Annotated in this window: 17 protein-coding genes and 2 tRNA genes; 3 read left to right on the top strand and 16 right to left on the bottom strand. The window is 67.4% G+C overall.

Translation table 11 applies throughout. The features are described 5' to 3' along the window. Position 1 precedes the first annotated feature (1 nt). The 11 genes from O5O43_RS04445 to O5O43_RS04395 form a co-directional block, all read right to left on the bottom strand. Positions 2-451, bottom strand: coding sequence for a biopolymer transporter ExbD (locus O5O43_RS04445; protein WP_271085709.1), 450 nt, complete (start codon positions 449-451; stop codon positions 2-4). A 5-nt stretch (positions 452-456) separates the two neighbouring features. Next, positions 457-1,362: a tonB-system energizer ExbB gene (exbB, locus tag O5O43_RS04440; RefSeq protein ID WP_271085708.1), complete on the bottom strand. Its 906-nt coding sequence runs from the start codon at positions 1,360-1,362 to the stop codon at positions 457-459. A gap of 527 nt (positions 1,363-1,889) precedes the next feature. Further along, positions 1,890-1,965, bottom strand: a tRNA-Phe gene (locus O5O43_RS04435). A gap of 61 nt (positions 1,966-2,026) precedes the next feature. Further along, entirely contained in the window at positions 2,027-2,206 is a 180-nt protein-coding gene (gene yacG / locus O5O43_RS04430) for a DNA gyrase inhibitor YacG (protein ID WP_271085707.1), read from the bottom strand. Positions 2,207-2,211: 5 nt separating this feature from the next. Next, complete coding sequence (locus O5O43_RS04425; protein ID WP_271085706.1) at positions 2,212-3,243, bottom strand: RNA-binding protein; 1,032 nt, start codon at positions 3,241-3,243, stop codon at positions 2,212-2,214. Continuing rightward, positions 3,240-3,818: a Maf family protein gene (locus O5O43_RS04420; RefSeq protein WP_271085705.1), complete on the bottom strand. Its 579-nt coding sequence runs from the start codon at positions 3,816-3,818 to the stop codon at positions 3,240-3,242. Before O5O43_RS04420 ends, O5O43_RS04425 begins: the two co-directional genes overlap by 4 nt. Before the next feature lie 6 nt (positions 3,819-3,824). Continuing rightward, positions 3,825-4,043: a translation initiation factor IF-1 gene (infA, locus tag O5O43_RS04415; RefSeq protein ID WP_008261544.1), complete on the bottom strand. Its 219-nt coding sequence runs from the start codon at positions 4,041-4,043 to the stop codon at positions 3,825-3,827. 105 nt (positions 4,044-4,148) lie between these two features. After that, a complete protein-coding gene (locus O5O43_RS04410) occupies positions 4,149-4,613 on the bottom strand; it encodes a UPF0262 family protein (protein ID WP_271085704.1) in 465 nt (154 codons plus the stop codon). Beyond that, entirely contained in the window at positions 4,610-5,104 is a 495-nt protein-coding gene (locus O5O43_RS04405; RefSeq protein WP_271085703.1) for a DUF2948 family protein, read from the bottom strand. The genes O5O43_RS04410 and O5O43_RS04405 overlap by 4 nt, the downstream gene beginning before the upstream one ends. Next, positions 5,094-6,398: a UDP-N-acetylglucosamine 1-carboxyvinyltransferase gene (gene murA, locus O5O43_RS04400; protein WP_271085702.1), complete on the bottom strand. Its 1,305-nt coding sequence runs from the start codon at positions 6,396-6,398 to the stop codon at positions 5,094-5,096. The genes O5O43_RS04405 and murA overlap by 11 nt, the downstream gene beginning before the upstream one ends. Before the next feature lie 139 nt (positions 6,399-6,537). Further along, positions 6,538-6,714 carry a hypothetical protein gene (locus O5O43_RS04395; protein WP_271085701.1) on the bottom strand — a complete coding sequence of 59 codons (177 nt, stop codon included), beginning with the start codon at positions 6,712-6,714 and terminating at the stop codon, positions 6,538-6,540. Between the two features lie 94 nt (positions 6,715-6,808). Between O5O43_RS04395 and O5O43_RS04390 the strand changes: the two genes are divergently transcribed. After that, positions 6,809-6,883 (top strand) — tRNA-Thr (locus O5O43_RS04390). Between the two features lie 67 nt (positions 6,884-6,950). Here O5O43_RS04390 and O5O43_RS04385 read toward each other — a convergent pair. The 3 genes from O5O43_RS04385 to msrB all read right to left on the bottom strand — a co-directional run bounded on the left by O5O43_RS04385 (position 6,951) and on the right by msrB (position 8,796). Next, positions 6,951-7,535: a DUF11 domain-containing protein gene (locus tag O5O43_RS04385; RefSeq protein WP_271085700.1), complete on the bottom strand. Its 585-nt coding sequence runs from the start codon at positions 7,533-7,535 to the stop codon at positions 6,951-6,953. A 93-nt stretch (positions 7,536-7,628) separates the two neighbouring features. Beyond that, positions 7,629-8,240: a hypothetical protein gene (locus tag O5O43_RS04380; protein WP_271085699.1), complete on the bottom strand. Its 612-nt coding sequence runs from the start codon at positions 8,238-8,240 to the stop codon at positions 7,629-7,631. A gap of 73 nt (positions 8,241-8,313) precedes the next feature. Next, entirely contained in the window at positions 8,314-8,796 is a 483-nt protein-coding gene (gene msrB, locus O5O43_RS04375) for a peptide-methionine (R)-S-oxide reductase MsrB (protein ID WP_271086383.1), read from the bottom strand. A 198-nt stretch (positions 8,797-8,994) separates the two neighbouring features. Between msrB and O5O43_RS04370 the strand changes: the two genes are divergently transcribed. After that, positions 8,995-9,915 (top strand): hypothetical protein, encoded by a 921-nt coding sequence (locus tag O5O43_RS04370; RefSeq protein WP_271085698.1) that lies wholly within the window; start codon positions 8,995-8,997, stop codon positions 9,913-9,915. 143 nt (positions 9,916-10,058) lie between these two features. Here O5O43_RS04370 and O5O43_RS04365 read toward each other — a convergent pair whose 3' ends face one another. Beyond that, a complete protein-coding gene (locus tag O5O43_RS04365) occupies positions 10,059-11,549 on the bottom strand; it encodes a hypothetical protein (RefSeq protein ID WP_271085697.1) in 1,491 nt (496 codons plus the stop codon). A gap of 160 nt (positions 11,550-11,709) precedes the next feature. On the opposite strand from O5O43_RS04365, the gene O5O43_RS04360 reads away from it, so the two are divergent. Then, positions 11,710-13,692 carry an acetyl/propionyl/methylcrotonyl-CoA carboxylase subunit alpha gene (locus tag O5O43_RS04360; protein ID WP_271086382.1) on the top strand — a complete coding sequence of 661 codons (1,983 nt, stop codon included), beginning with the start codon at positions 11,710-11,712 and terminating at the stop codon, positions 13,690-13,692. Here O5O43_RS04360 and O5O43_RS04355 read toward each other — a convergent pair. After that, positions 13,689-13,886: a hypothetical protein gene (locus O5O43_RS04355; RefSeq protein WP_271085696.1), complete on the bottom strand. Its 198-nt coding sequence runs from the start codon at positions 13,884-13,886 to the stop codon at positions 13,689-13,691. The genes O5O43_RS04360 and O5O43_RS04355 overlap by 4 nt on opposite strands. Positions 13,887-13,951 lie beyond the last annotated feature (65 nt).

Genomic DNA, 13,951 nt, shown 5'->3' with positions numbered 1-13,951 from the left:
CTCAGCCTCCTGTCGACTGGGGCGAATTGTCTTCGCCGACCAGGGCCACGGAGTAGAAGCCGTTGTCCTGCAGGGCGTTCATGACCTGCATGAAGTCGCCGTAGCGGGTCTGCTGGTCGCCGCGGATGAAGATACGCTCTTCTTCCGGGTTCCGCGTCCGGATCAGGCGCCGCAGGTCGTCCCCAAGCTGTTCGGGGCTGCTGCGTCCGTCACCGATGAACACGTCGCCGTCGTTCTGGATGGAGATGAACACCGGCTTCGGCGGATTCTCCTGGGGCGGTGCGACTGCGGTGGGGAGCTTCACCTCCACCGACACGGTGGCGAGCGGGGCCGCCACCATGAAGATGATGAGGAGGACCAGCATGATATCAACGAAGGGCGTGACGTTGATTTCGCTGTTCTGCTCGACGTTGTACTTCCCGCCGCCGCCGCCTGAAAGTTTGGCGGCCATCCGTCTTACGCTCCCTTGTCGAGTTGACGCGAGATGGCGTTGATCAGCTCAGCCGAGAAGCCGTCCGAACGGGTGCCGTACGCCGAGATGCGGGTGTTGAAGTAGTTGTAGAAGATAACGGCCGGAATAGCGGCGAACAGGCCGATACCGGTGGCGAGCAGGGCTTCAGCGATACCCGGGGCGACGACGGCCAGGTTGGTCGTGTTCGACTGGGCGATACCGATGAAGGAGTTCATGATGCCGTAGACGGTGCCGAACAGACCGACGAACGGACCGGTCGAACCGACCGAGGCGAGGAAGGTCTGGCCACCCGACAGACGGGCGGCGAGGCCGGCTTGCACGGCCGAGACGGCTTGCTGAGCGCGCAGCAGGGCCGAGTCGGCGTGGTCGCCGTGAACGTTCAGGCCGGCCTGGCGCGACAGTTCGATTTCTTCGGTGGCCGCGGCGGCCATGTCGGCCAGCGGGTTGCCGTCGAACTCGTCCGACGAAGCGACGCGGCGCATGTCGGCGATGGTGCGGGCGCCGCGGAAGGCTTCCAGGAACTGGTCGGTCTTGCGGTTCAGACCGCCGAACTCGAGCAGTTTGATGAGCAGCAGGGTCCAGGAGAAGATCGAGGCCAGCAGCAGGCCGATCATGACGATCTTAACGACGATGCCGGCTTCCATGAACATGGAGATCGGCGTGATGTCGCCGTGGCCCGAACCGCCGACGGCGTCGCCGACCGATTCCGGATCGGTTTCAGCGGCCGGGGCGGCGGTGTCGGCGGCCGGAGCGGCCGGGGTGGCGGCGGTCGGAGCGGCGGTGGTGGCCGCGGTCGCGTCAGGGGCTGCCGGGGCTTGCGCCAGAGCCGGCGAGCCCGCCATCAGGACGGCGGCGCCGGCCAGGGCGAGAAGGGTGTTGGTCTTGATCATGTGTCGCCAGTTCCTGCTTTTTTGGTCTGACTCGTGGAACCCAAAGGATCGGAGCGCGTCAGGGGCGCCCCGCCCTCTTTATGAAATCGGTGTTGTCCCGCCATCGGCCGAGGTGGCCAACGGCGGAACGCCTTCTGTCGCATCCGGTTGCCCGAGGGCGCCCATCGGCGGGTTGGTCGAGGCCCGAATGACACGGGTGTCAGACAGGCTTCGGCCGCTCACGCAAAGGAAGCGGTCAAGCTCCTTTGGCGAACCGATAACAGAGCGTCAAGGCTTCTGAGGTGCTTTTCGCCCCCGGAGCGAGCGCCAAGGTCGAATCCCCGCAATGTCTTACCACTGCTGCATTTCGCCGTTAGGTTAACGGGCTCGTCGACACCGACGCGGCAGCCCAGGCTTACGTTTGGGAATGACGCGACGCGGACGCGAAACGGCTCGCGCCGACGCCCGGCCGATCACGCCGGCGCCCCGCGCACGAGGACCGCGAAGGGCCCGGGTCGGACATCGATTTTCATGGGGAAAAGAAAGAGTGGTGCCTGGAGGCGGGTTCGAACCACCGACACATGGATTTTCAATCCATTGCTCTACCAGCTGAGCTATCCAGGCGCCCGCGCCGAAACGCGAGAGGCGGGTCTATAGGCGAGCCGATCCGGGGTGTCCAGCGGGTTCAGTCGTCGTTTTCAGGATCGTTGTCCGGGACCGCCTCGTCCGTCTCCGGCAGGACATAGGACCCCACCAGCCACCGCTGCAGGTCGACATCGGCGCAGCGCTTGGAGCAAAAGGGCTTGTAGGCCTCCACCTTCGGATTGCGCTTGCAGACGGGGCACATCGCCTCTTGCGTCGCCATGGGCTTCAACCCTCCTCGATCACGAAACGCCCGGCCTGCAGCGTCGGGTCCGCCTTCAGCCCGGCACGCGGTCCCAGGCGCGCGACCAGCGGCGCGGCTCCGGCGCTTTCGTCCGGCGCGCAGCGGGCGACGAGGCGCGGAATCGTCGTGTCGCTGAGCAGGGCGTGCTTCAGATGGCGGGCGACATCGATGGCCCGCGTGGTCGCCGACCGCCTCCCGCCCGGTTCGTTCAGCGTCTCTTCGACCGGCCGGGTCCTCCACGGCAGGGCCAGTTGCAGCAGACCGAACCGACTCAGCGGCCCGAAACTGGCGTCGTCGCCGGCGAATGCCGTTTTGGCCATGTCCGCGATCTGGCTCGGATCCAGCGCCGTCCCGACCAGGTCCACGGCCACCAGACCGCCCCACCCTTTCAGTCGGATGAGACGCGCGGCCTGAACCAGCCCCTGCCGATTCGCCGTCGCCCGGCCCTTGCGCGCGTCGCGGCCGGCAATATGCATATAGTCTATGTCGACGGCGATCAGGGCCCGGGTCCGCTGCACCGCCACGTCCAGCGCCCACTCCGCGAAGAAATCGCTGGCGGCCAGCGCCTCCTCTTCCGCATCCCGGCTCGACTGGATGGCGGGGACGCCCGTGATCGGCTCCACCCCCGGCGCGAGAGCCCGCAGCCGCGCGGCGACATCCGGTCCCGGCGCGAGCAGGCGGGGCCTGCCCTGCCCTGCCCCCAGCCGCTTCAGGACCGGCCCCTTGGCTTCACGCGGCTCGGCCGTCACCTCGACCTCGATGATGTCGCCGGTCCGGATCGCCTCGCGTTTGCCCAGAGGCAGGAAGCCGGGCTTGCCGGCCCCGCCGAGGTCGACGAAGGCCGCCCTGAAGGCCACATCCGGCTCCATCACCCGGCCTGTCAGCCGCGCGCCCAGCCGATGTTCGGGCGGATCGTCCTCGCGCTGGATGATCAGGCGTTCGAACCGGCCGTCCCGCGACACGACGCCCCGGACCTCGCCGGGCGTGTCGTCCAGGAAGACCTCGACTTCGCTCATTTTCGCCAGCCGGCGCCCGCCAGCAGGTTGACTGTCTCTGGCAAGGGGAGGCCCATCACGGCCGGGTGGCTGCCCACGATTTTCAAGACGAAGGCCGCCGCCGGACCCTGGATCCCATACCCGCCGGCCTTGCCCTTCCAGTCGCCCCCTGTGACGTAGTCGGCGATCTCGGCGTCCGACAGGCGCTTGAAGGCGACCCGCGTTTCCACGGCGCGATGCCGCACGCTTTCGCCCGAGGCCACGGCCACCCCGGTGAAGACGCGGTGATTCCTTCCGGACAGCAGGCGCAGGAATGTCTCGGCCTCCGCCGCATCGGCCGGCTTCTCCAGCAATCGACGCCCCACGGCCACCACCGTGTCGGCGGCCAGGACGACCGCGCCCGGCGACCGGTCTGCGATCGTCCGGGCCTTGGCGCGGGCCAGCCGAACGGCGAGGCGCGGCGGCGTCTCGTCTTTCAGCGGGGTCTCGTCGATGTCGGCGGGATCGATGCGATCGGGGGTGATCCCGATCAGCGCCAGCAGTTCGATGCGGCGCGGGCTGGCCGAGGCCAGCACCAATTCAGGCTTGGCGGTCACCAAGCCTTACTTGAAGCGATAGGTGATGCGACCCTTGGTCAGGTCATAGGGGGTCATCTCGACCAGGACCTTGTCCCCGGCCAGCACGCGGATGCGGTTCTTGCGCATCTTGCCGGCGGTGTGGGCGATGATCTCGTGATCGTTCTCGAGCGTCACGCGGAACGTGGCGTTCGGCAGCAGTTCGCTGACCGTACCGGGAAACTCGAGCAGTTCTTCCTTAGCCATGCGGCCTCTCGCGTCCATGCGAATACGAATCAAGGCCCGCGCCGGACGAAAGCGCGAGCCGTAAGAAGTCGGCGCTAATGCACCAGATGACGCTGAAAGTCGAGTTCAGCCTCGTCGATACAGCGCGCAGACCAGCGTAAAGAGCCGCCGCGCCGTCTCGTGGTCGATGGCGACCTTGCCCTCCAGCCGCGCCTTCAGCTGTTCGGCGCCTTCGTTGTGCAGGCCCCGCCGCCCCATATCCACGGCCTCGATCTGGCTCGCCGACGACCCGCGCAGCGCCTCGTAGTAGCTGTCGCAGATCAGCAGATAGTCCTTCAGCACGCTCTTCAGCGGCGTCAGGCTCAGCGCATAGGTCCGCGTGTAGTCCACGCCGGTGATGTCGAAGACCAGCCGGTTGTCCTGCAGCGACAGCTTCAGCCCATACGGCCCGCCCTCCGAACCCTCCGGTTGGAAGGAGTTCTTCTCGATCAGGTCGAAGATCGCGACCCGGCGCTCGTGCTCGATCTCGGCCGTGGCCGATGGCAGGGTCGCCTCGTCCAGATCGACGGACGCCAGCCGGTGATCGCTCAAGCTTTCGCCCCCTTAGGAGAAGTGTCCAGATGGGTCGGCGCGACCCGGGCGGGCCAGCGCTCCGACAGATCGGTGACCACCGCGTCAAGGCATTCGACGTCGACCCTCAGGTCCCCGCCGCCGGCGAACATCAGGATGGCCTTGCCGCCCGGCGCCTCGCCCTCGAAGAAATGGATGGCCAGAAGCTCCAGCGGCGTGTCCGGCAGCCGCGGCAAGCCCCGGCTCTTGACCGCGATCACGTCGCCGAACTGCATCGCCGCTCGCACGCGGGTGCCGCCGCATTCCCAGCAGAACCGGCTCAGCTGGATGGTCAGGCGGCGCGCCGCCTTCTCCCAGACGATGTCCGCCGGCCTCAGGATCGCGTCCTGCAGCGCCGCCGAGATGATCGCCAGATCCTCGCCGTCCTCGGCCAGCAGGCGCAGGGGCTCGTTCGCGCCGCCGACCGCGCGGATCGCCTCCTGCTCTTCCTGCTCCAAAACCTCAGTGGTCATCACCCGGTCCTTCGACGGGCGGGCCCTTGACCCGCCGGATATCGGCTCCGCATGCGCCGAGCTTCTCCTCCAAACGCTCGAAACCGCGATCCAGATGATAGACCCGGCCGATATTGGTCTCGCCCTCGGCGACCAGACCCGCGATCACCAGGCTGACCGAGGCCCGAAGGTCGGTCGCCATCACCGGCGCGCCCTTCAGCCTTTCGACGCCGGTCACGTGAGCCTCGCCGGCGTGGACCGATATCTCGGCCCCCAGCCGCGCCAGCTCCGGCGCATGCATGAAGCGGTTCTCGAAGATGTTCTCGTGGATGACGCTGACGCCCTCCGCGGTCGTCATCAGGGTCATGAACTGGGCCTGCAGGTCGGTGGGGAAGCCCGGATAGACCTCGGTCGCCACATTCACCGCCTTCAGACGCTGCGAGGGGTCGCGCTTCACGATCACCCCGTCCTCGGTCGGGATGATCTCCACGCCGGCCTCGATCATCCTGTCGGTCAGCGAGGTGATCAGCTCGGCCCGCGCCTTGGTCAGCCGCACCTCGCCCCCCGCCATGGCGGCGGCGCAGGCGTAGGACCCCATCTCGATCCGGTCGGGAATCACCGACCACTCGCCGCCGCTCAGAGAGCCGACGCCTTCGATCACCAGGGTGTCGGTGTCGATCCCCTTGATCTTCGCGCCCATCATGACCAGGCACCGGGCGAGGTCGCCGATCTCCGGCTCGCGGGCGGCGCGCTTCAGCACCGTCGTACCCTTGGCCAGGGTGGCCGCCATCAGGGTGTGTTCGGTCGCCCCGACGGAGACGAACGGGAACTCGATCTCGGCCCCGATCAGCCCTTTCGGAGCCGTGGCTGAGACATAGCCCTCCTCCAGCTCGATCAGCGCGCCCAGACGCGTCAGGGCGTCGATGTGCAGGTCGACCGGCCGCGCCCCGATGGTGCAGCCGCCCGGCAGCGAGACCTTGGCGTGACCGGTGCGCGCTAGCAGCGGTCCCAGCACGTTGAAGCTCGCCCGCATCTGGCGAACCAGATCGTAGGGGGCGAAGGTCGACCGGATCTCCCTGGCGTCGAACAGCGTCTCCTGCCCGTCGTGACCGTCACGCTCGTCCACGGCGATGCCGAACTGTTGCAGCAGCCGGCCGAGGAATTTGGTGTCCGCCAGACGCGGCATATTGGTCAGCAGCAGCGTTTGATCGGTCAGGATCGAGGCCGCCATCAGCTTGATGGCCGAGTTCTTGGCCCCGCTGACCGGAATCGAGCCGTGAAGCGGGCCGTTGCCGTGAACCGTGATGCTGTCCATGTCGTCCTTGAAGCCGCAAGGAGCGACCGTCCCGGCGATCCGGTTCTCTAGCGCGGGCGGCGGGTGTTGCGAAAGGGCCGAGGTCGCTCAACTTCGATGACGAACGCCTCTCTCCCCTCCAGGGACAGAAAGAGCGATTCTAATTCTCCGCCTTCACAGGCTTCGGCTGGACCGCCTTGCGCCGCCGCAGATTGTCCCGCAGCGCCTTGGCCAGCCGCGTCGCCCGTTCGGCCCTGGCGCGCTGCACCTCGTTCGGCGCGGCAGCCGGGGTCCCTTCCGGGGGTTTGGACGGCGGAACGTCGATCGGTTCGGTCATGCAATCAGTCAGCCCCGGGAAAAGTTTCGGAGCAAGGAAAAACGGGCTTCCCCCCCGGCAGTTGAGTGGCTATACGGCCGCTTCCTCGGAACGGGCCGCCGTAGCTCAGTGGTAGAGCGCATCCTTGGTAAGGCTGAGGTCGTGGGTTCGATTCCCCCCGGCGGCACCATCCCGAAACGAGTAAGGCCCGGTCGCGAGACCGGGCCTTTTGCTTTCCGGGACTGCAGCAGCCGTCGTCAGCGCGCCGGCTGAACGCGCCGCCGGCTGGCCATCGACAGGCCGCTGATCGCGAGCACGCCGGTCAAAAGGATCATCGCCCACTCGGTCATCGTCGGGACCGGCGCCGGGGGTGGAACGGCGATCACCGTGTCGATGTCCGTCGCCGAATTATTGCTCGCATTCGGATCGAAAGCGTCGCTGGCGGTAAACGCGACCGTGTTCGACACGGTGGAGCCGCCCGGAGCGGCGGCATCGACACCGACGGTCAGCGCGAAGTTCGAGTTCGTCCCGACGGCGACCGTGCCGGACGAGCATTGTACCTGGCCCGAGGCGCCGACGGCAGGCGTTGTGCAGGTCCAGCCGCCAGGTGTGACGAGGGATGTGAACGTCAGCCTGGCGGGCAGGGTGTCGACGAAGGCCACGCCGCTCGCGGCGTCCGGACCGTCGTTCGTCATCACAATCGTATAGGTGGTCGCGCCGCCGGCCGTGACCGACGTCACGCCATCGGTCATGGCAAGCCCGATATCTGCGGTCTGCGCAGCCGCGCCTCCGGCCAACAACACCAGGCCCGCGCTGCATCCAAACGCAATCAATCGTTTCATGGCTTAAGCTCCGTTCACGCTGGACGGCTCTCACGCGCGGGACGCGCGGTCAAGGGATCGGGAATCGCCGCGACATACAGGCTTCCGGGCCGCTCAGTCCTCGGCTGGACGCCCCGAGACGCGGCGGCGGTCATCGTCGTCGCGCAACCGATCCTTATCCCAGCTGAAGCCCAGGGAAAGGAACCGGGATCGACCAGACCCCGCGTAGAAGGGGTCGTTGACGCCGAACGACCTTGAGCGCCCGATCGGCAGCAGTCCGCCGGCGCCGAAGTCGCCCGGATACCCGAAGGCGCCGTATCCGAAGCCCGGATAGCCGAGGCCGTTCTTGGTCTGGCTATAGGCCAGGTCGAGACGACCGTTATCACCGACCGGCAGCGAGACTCCCACCGAAACCGAACTGTAGTCATGGGTGCCGATGCCGGCGCTGACGAAGCCATGCATCTCGCGGTCGTCCTCGGGGCCAGTCGCTTCGGCGAACGGGGTGGCGCGCTCCGCCCTCGCGGAAATCCAGCGCTGGATCTGCTCGCGGGTCGTCAGGTTGTGCGGCGTAGCGGCGACGACCTGGGCCGCTTCGGGCCGGGCGTCCGTCGTCGGCGCCTCGGCCCCCACCAGAACCGCGCCTTCGCCGATTCGCGGAGCGGTCGCGACCACGCCGTCAGGGTCCTCATGGACAAGGACGGAAGCGAGCGCGAGGGCGATCAGCATGGGCGAGACTCCGGACTGGCGATCATCCTAACCCGGATTGAGGCCGGACCGTGATGCGATCTTTTCATGCGCGTCACGCGACCCCGTCGCCGCGACCCAAAGGATCGGGCAGAGGCCGCCCCTCCTCGACGAATTGCAGCGCCACGGAGTTGATGCAGTAGCGCAGCCCGGTCGGCGGCGGCCCGTCCGGGAAGACATGCCCCTGATGGCTCCCGCAGCGGGCGCAGGTCGTCTCGGTCCGCACCATGCCATAGGCGCGATCCTCGATGGCCGTGACGTGGTCCTCGGACACCGGTTGGGTGAAGCTGGGCCAACCCGTGCCGCTCTCGAACTTGGTGGTCGCCCGGAACAGCGGCAGGCCGCACTCCCGGCAGCAGAAGACGCCGGCCCGCTTCTCGCCCAGCAGCACGCCGCAGAACGGCGCCTCGGTGCCGTGCGACAGCAGGACCCGCTTCTCTTCCGCGTTCAGATCCGCCTCCAGCGCCACCCTCTGCCCCTCGGACGGCGGCGTCAGGTCATATCCGGCGGCGGACAGGTTCGGGCGGGAGTCGGTGATGTCGGTCATGGAGAGGAAAGTGGGGCGGGATCGGCGAAGTTCCAAGGGCTCGAAAGTCTGCCGCCAGGCGTCGAGCTTAAGGTCACTTCCGACCTGCTGAGGACGTTTGAGATGCAAAACTATCTTTTCACAAGCGGCTCAGCTTGACCAAGGGTTGCGAAAGAGCGCCACCTCTCCATTCCACAATCGGAGCGTGTCGTGCTGTTTATCGCCCTCGTCTCGGCACTTGCTCTTCAGGACCCGCCCCCCGCTTACCCGCCAACCCCACAGCGTTTCCCTGACCGCCAGTCCGCATTCATTCAGGGCACCTTGAACATTGCGATTGGTGAGCGAGCCACCCTTCGCGCGAATGCTGACGGAACATACGATCTGATAGGTGTCGATCGCATCCAGATCGGCGACGTTATGCCTCCGGCGGCGGGTTCAACGGCCACCATAAACGAAGCGGAGGCCGGGACCCTTCGTTTCAGCCTGCACGCCAACCAGGACGTCGGCTCAATACTGAAGGTCGAGAACAGCCACTCCGAAGGGCTTGCTTACTCGGGCTTCGTGGTCCGCTTTGCAGGAGGTCAGGCACAGGGCCCAGAGGCCACGTCCGTCTGCACCGTGCCGCCTGGGATGGCCAACTTCGAGCACTGGCCGGAGCCGGTGATCCAGGTTGTGATTGGAAGTCTCAGGAAATCCGAAGACACTGTACCGACGTGCCCTCCGCACATTGATCCGGCGCCCGAAGCGGAGGTTGATGCGCTCACCGAAGAGGGAATCCGGCTGGGCAGATTCTCAACATTGTTTGCATTGTGCGCGCCCTATTACGGCACGGACCTCGCCGTGGGCCACCGCCTCGCCGACGATTTCGAGCGGCGAACGCAGGAGGCGGGATGGGCCGACGGACGTTTGAACCGCCTCTATAGCCAAGGGCGCGACTTGGAACGTGCCGAAGTCGGTGTGGTCATGGACGCATCCGGCGTGACGCCCCAGCAGGCGCGGCGCCACCTGCGCGAGATGTTCCCGCGCCTGAAAACGCGATGCCAGTATCTGGCTCAGCAGGTCCCGGGTTCGATTTCGGACGTCCGCGAGGGTGACCGGCGCCTGGACGCGACAGCCCGGCAGTACCGCTAGCGGATCGATCGCCTTTCACTGGGACGGTCTAGGCCAAAGCACAGGCCAAAGAAAAAGGCCGGGCGAGGTCTCCCCCGCCCGGCCCGATCTCTGCGCTCAAGCAGCCGACGACCGCGTCGTCGGCGTTAGCGCATCAAGGATGTTCAGCCGCCGAACAGCGTGCCGACCCACGTGCGCACGGCGGTCTCGTCCGCCGGGTTGCCTGTATAGACCAGGCCCTGGGCCGGGGTGAACGGCTGGTTGTTGGCGCGTTCGCGGCTGGTCCAGGCCTTGTGGCCGTAGCTCAGGTCCGAATAGTTCGACGGCAGACGGATCTGCGTCGGCTCGATGAAGATGGTGTCGGTCGCCGTCGTCGATCCCGCGATGCGGACGTTCGGCAGCTTGGACAGCAGGTCCAGCGTATCCAGGCAGCCGCCCGAGCAGCCGGCGTCCACCAGGACGATGACCGGACCCTGAACCGGGTTGGCGGCGCCCGTGTCGGCGACGGCGGCGCGTCCCGGCAGGGTGAAGGTCTGCTGACCGGCGGCGATGGCGGCGTCGAAGGCGGCGACGATCTCCTGGGTCTGCGTGATCACCGGACCGGCTTCCTGGACGAAGCGCGGATCGGCCTGCATCCGGCCGAGCGTGTCGGCGTACCAGGTGCGGTTGCCCGGAGTGGCGCGATAGGTGATGGCGCCGGCGGCCGGCTGGCGGCTGACGGTGAACTCCGGCGTCCAGATGCGGTTGGCCAGGCCATAGCCGCGCGCCGTCGACGTATAGGCCGAGGCGCCCGAGGCGGCGCGCAGGTCCAGCACGAAGCCTTGCGGCCCTCGCAAGGCGGCCGCCTGGCCTTCGACCTGCGAGTTGAAGGCGTCCCAGCCCGCCGAGTCGGCGAAGGAGTGGACGTGGACCCACGGACGACCGTTGACCGTCTCGATGTTCAGCGGGGTCGCGCCCGGCATGTAGACGGTGGCGCGATAGGCGGCTTCCAGATCGCCGGCGACCAGCGGCACGGGCCGCAGTTCGACGGCGCGGGGCCGGGCGCGGGCGTCGCGCTTGAACTCGCAGGTCGACGGCGTGCCGGCGGCGAACGGGTTGTTGCGGTTCCACAGCAGATAGGGCGCCGAGGTCACGCGGCCGGCCTCGGTGTCGAGGTTGCCTTCCCAGCGATCGAGCTTGGCGCGGGCGTACTCTTCGATGGGCGTCAGGTTGCAGCTGACCACGATCTCGCCGAGGCGCGGCGCGTTGCGCGTGCCTGGCTTCACATAGGTGACGACATACTGGCCGTTGCGCCAGCCGGTGGCGATGCCGGGCCAGCTGGTGCCGAAATAAGGGCCCATGCCTTCGAACGACGGGGTGATGGCGATGTTCGAATCGCGGAAGCCGCCGGCGTAGTAACGCATCAGATAGGCGTGGGCGTCGCCCGAATTGACTTGACCGATGCGGCCGTTGGCGTCCGCCAGACCGGCGTCGAGCCAGCTGCGGAAGGTGTCGCCCGGCGCGCCGGGGATGACGGCGGCAGGGTGGTTGTCGCGGAGCGCATCGTGCGCGGCCTGGAGGTCGGTCCGGGCCAGGGCGCGGAAGTCCTGCGCGACGGCGGCGGTGCTCGTCAGCATGCAGGCGGCCGCCGAAACGGCGGTCAGAAGGCGGATCATAGCGAACTCCAGGCGGGGGATGCGAATGGCTCGGCCGCGAGTTAAAGCCGATGAACCCTGATCTTGCCAAGCGAGAACGGCGCCCGTGTGACCGTTCGTCCCTCGGGCGAGCATGACGCCCGCCGTTTACACGCCCGCGACGCCCGCCTATCCGTCCCTCATGTTCAAGAAGATCCTGATCGCGAACCGGGGCGAGATCGCCGTCCGGATCATCAAGACGGCCCGCCGCATGGGCATCCAGACGGTGGTCGTCTATTCCGACGCCGACGCCGGCTCCATGGCGGTGGAGATGGCGGATGAAGCCGTCCACATCGGCGGCTCGCCCGCGGCCGAGAGCTATCTGGTCCAGGACAAGATCATCGCAGCCGTTCGCCAGACCGGCGCCGAGGCCATCCACCCCGGTTTCGGCTTCCTCAGCGAGAACCCCGTCTTCGCCCGGCGGCTGGAGGCCGAGGGCATCGCCTTCATCGGCCCCAACCCCCACGCCATCGAGGCCATGGGCGACAAGATCACGTCCAAGAAGTTCGCCGCAGAGGCCGGCGTCTCGACCGTGCCCGGCCACATGGGCCTGATCGACACCTCCGAACACGCCGTCCAGATCGCCCGCGAGATCGGCTACCCGGTGATGATCAAGGCCTCGGCCGGCGGCGGCGGCAAGGGCATCCGCGTCGCCCACTCCGACGCCGACATGGCCGAGGGCTTCGCCGCCGTGAAGGCCGAGGCCCTCACCGCCTTCGGCGACGACCGCGTCTTCCTCGAGAAATTCATCGTCGACCCGCGCCACATCGAAATCCAGGTCCTGGGCGACAAGCACGGCAACATCGTCAGCCTGTTCGACCGCGAGTGCTCCATCCAGCGCCGCAACCAGAAGGTCATCGAGGAGGCCCCCTCCCCGCTGCTGGACGACGCCACCCGCAAGGCCATGTCCGAACAGGCCGTCGCCCTGGCCCGCGCCGTGAACTACGATTCGGCCGGCACGGTGGAGTTCGTCGCCGGTCAGGACCGCAGCTTCTACTTCCTGGAAATGAACACCCGGCTCCAGGTCGAACACCCCGTCACCGAACTGATCACCGGCGTCGATCTGGTCGAACAGATGATCCGCTCGGCCGCGGGCGAGACCCTGCCCTTCAGCCAGGACCAGCTCTCCATCAACGGCTGGGCCATCGAGAGCCGCATCTACGCCGAGGACCCCTATCGCGGCTTCCTGCCGTCCATCGGCCGCCTAGTTCGCTACGACCAGCCCGAGGAAGGCGAGCACGACGGCTACGTCGTCCGGAACGACTCGGGTGTCCGCGAGGGCGACGAGATCTCCATGTTCTACGATCCCATGATCGCCAAGCTGAACACCTGGGCCCCGACCCGGATCGAGGCGGTCGAGGGCATGGCCCGGGCGCTGGAAGACACCCATCTGCAGGGCGTCGGCCACAACGTGCCCTTCCTCGCCGCCGTCATGGATCAGGAGCGGTTTCGCTCGGGCGCCCTGTCGACCAGCTACATCAAGGACGAGTTCCCCGACGGCTTCAAAGGCGCCGCGCCGGACCGCCGCCGCACCGATATCCTGATCGCCGCCGCCGCCGCGATGAACGAGATCCTGACCGAACAGTCCGGCGACCCGAGCGACCGCACCGACTGGATCGTCCTGATCGACCGCGACGCCCACGGCGTGTCGCTCGGCTATGACGAGGATGAGGCCCTGACGCTCGACCTCGCCGGTGAGGACCGCGCCCTGCACCTCTCCGACATCGACTGGCGCCCGGGTCTGGCCCAGTTCCGCGCGGTCCTCGACGACATCCCCTTCACCGCCGAGGTCGCCCGCGTCGCCGACGGCTTCCAGATCCGCTCGGGCGCCGTGAAGGCCCGCGTCCGCGTCCTGACGCCCCGCATGGCCGAACTGTTCGCCCGTCTGCCCGAGAAACAGGCCGCCGACACCTCCAAGCTGATCCAGTCCCCCATGCCCGGCCTCGTCGTCTCCATTGCCGTGACGCCGGGTCAGGAGGTCAAGGCCGGCGAAACCGTCGCCGTCATCGAAGCCATGAAGATGCAGAACATCCTCAAGGCCGAACGCGACGGCGTCGTCAAAGGCGTCGGCGCCAAGGCCGGCGACCCGGTCGCGGCCGACGACGTCCTGGTGGAGTTCGCCTAGAGCGCGCGCGCCCTGCGCCCCTCTCGCCCGCCCTCCAGCATCACAGACGAGACAGGCCAAACCAGCGCGTCCGCCGGATCCAGCGACAGGCCTCCATCGTCCTCGGCCCCGATCGCCATCAACTTCTCCAGCGCCCCGAACGCCCCCGCGTGCGTCACCCGCCGCCTGTAAATTGAGCCGGCCCTTCTTCTCATTCAGCTCCTGAGCCGATCCGTTGATGGGTTTCAGCGGATCTTCGACGTCGGTTCGAGATCGCGAT

It is taken from the genome of Brevundimonas sp. NIBR11 (assembly GCF_027912535.1).
Taxonomy (GTDB): Bacteria; Pseudomonadota; Alphaproteobacteria; order Caulobacterales; family Caulobacteraceae; genus Brevundimonas.
Note: the sequence above shows the minus strand (reverse complement) of the source record. Positions and strands in the feature narration are given on the sequence as shown.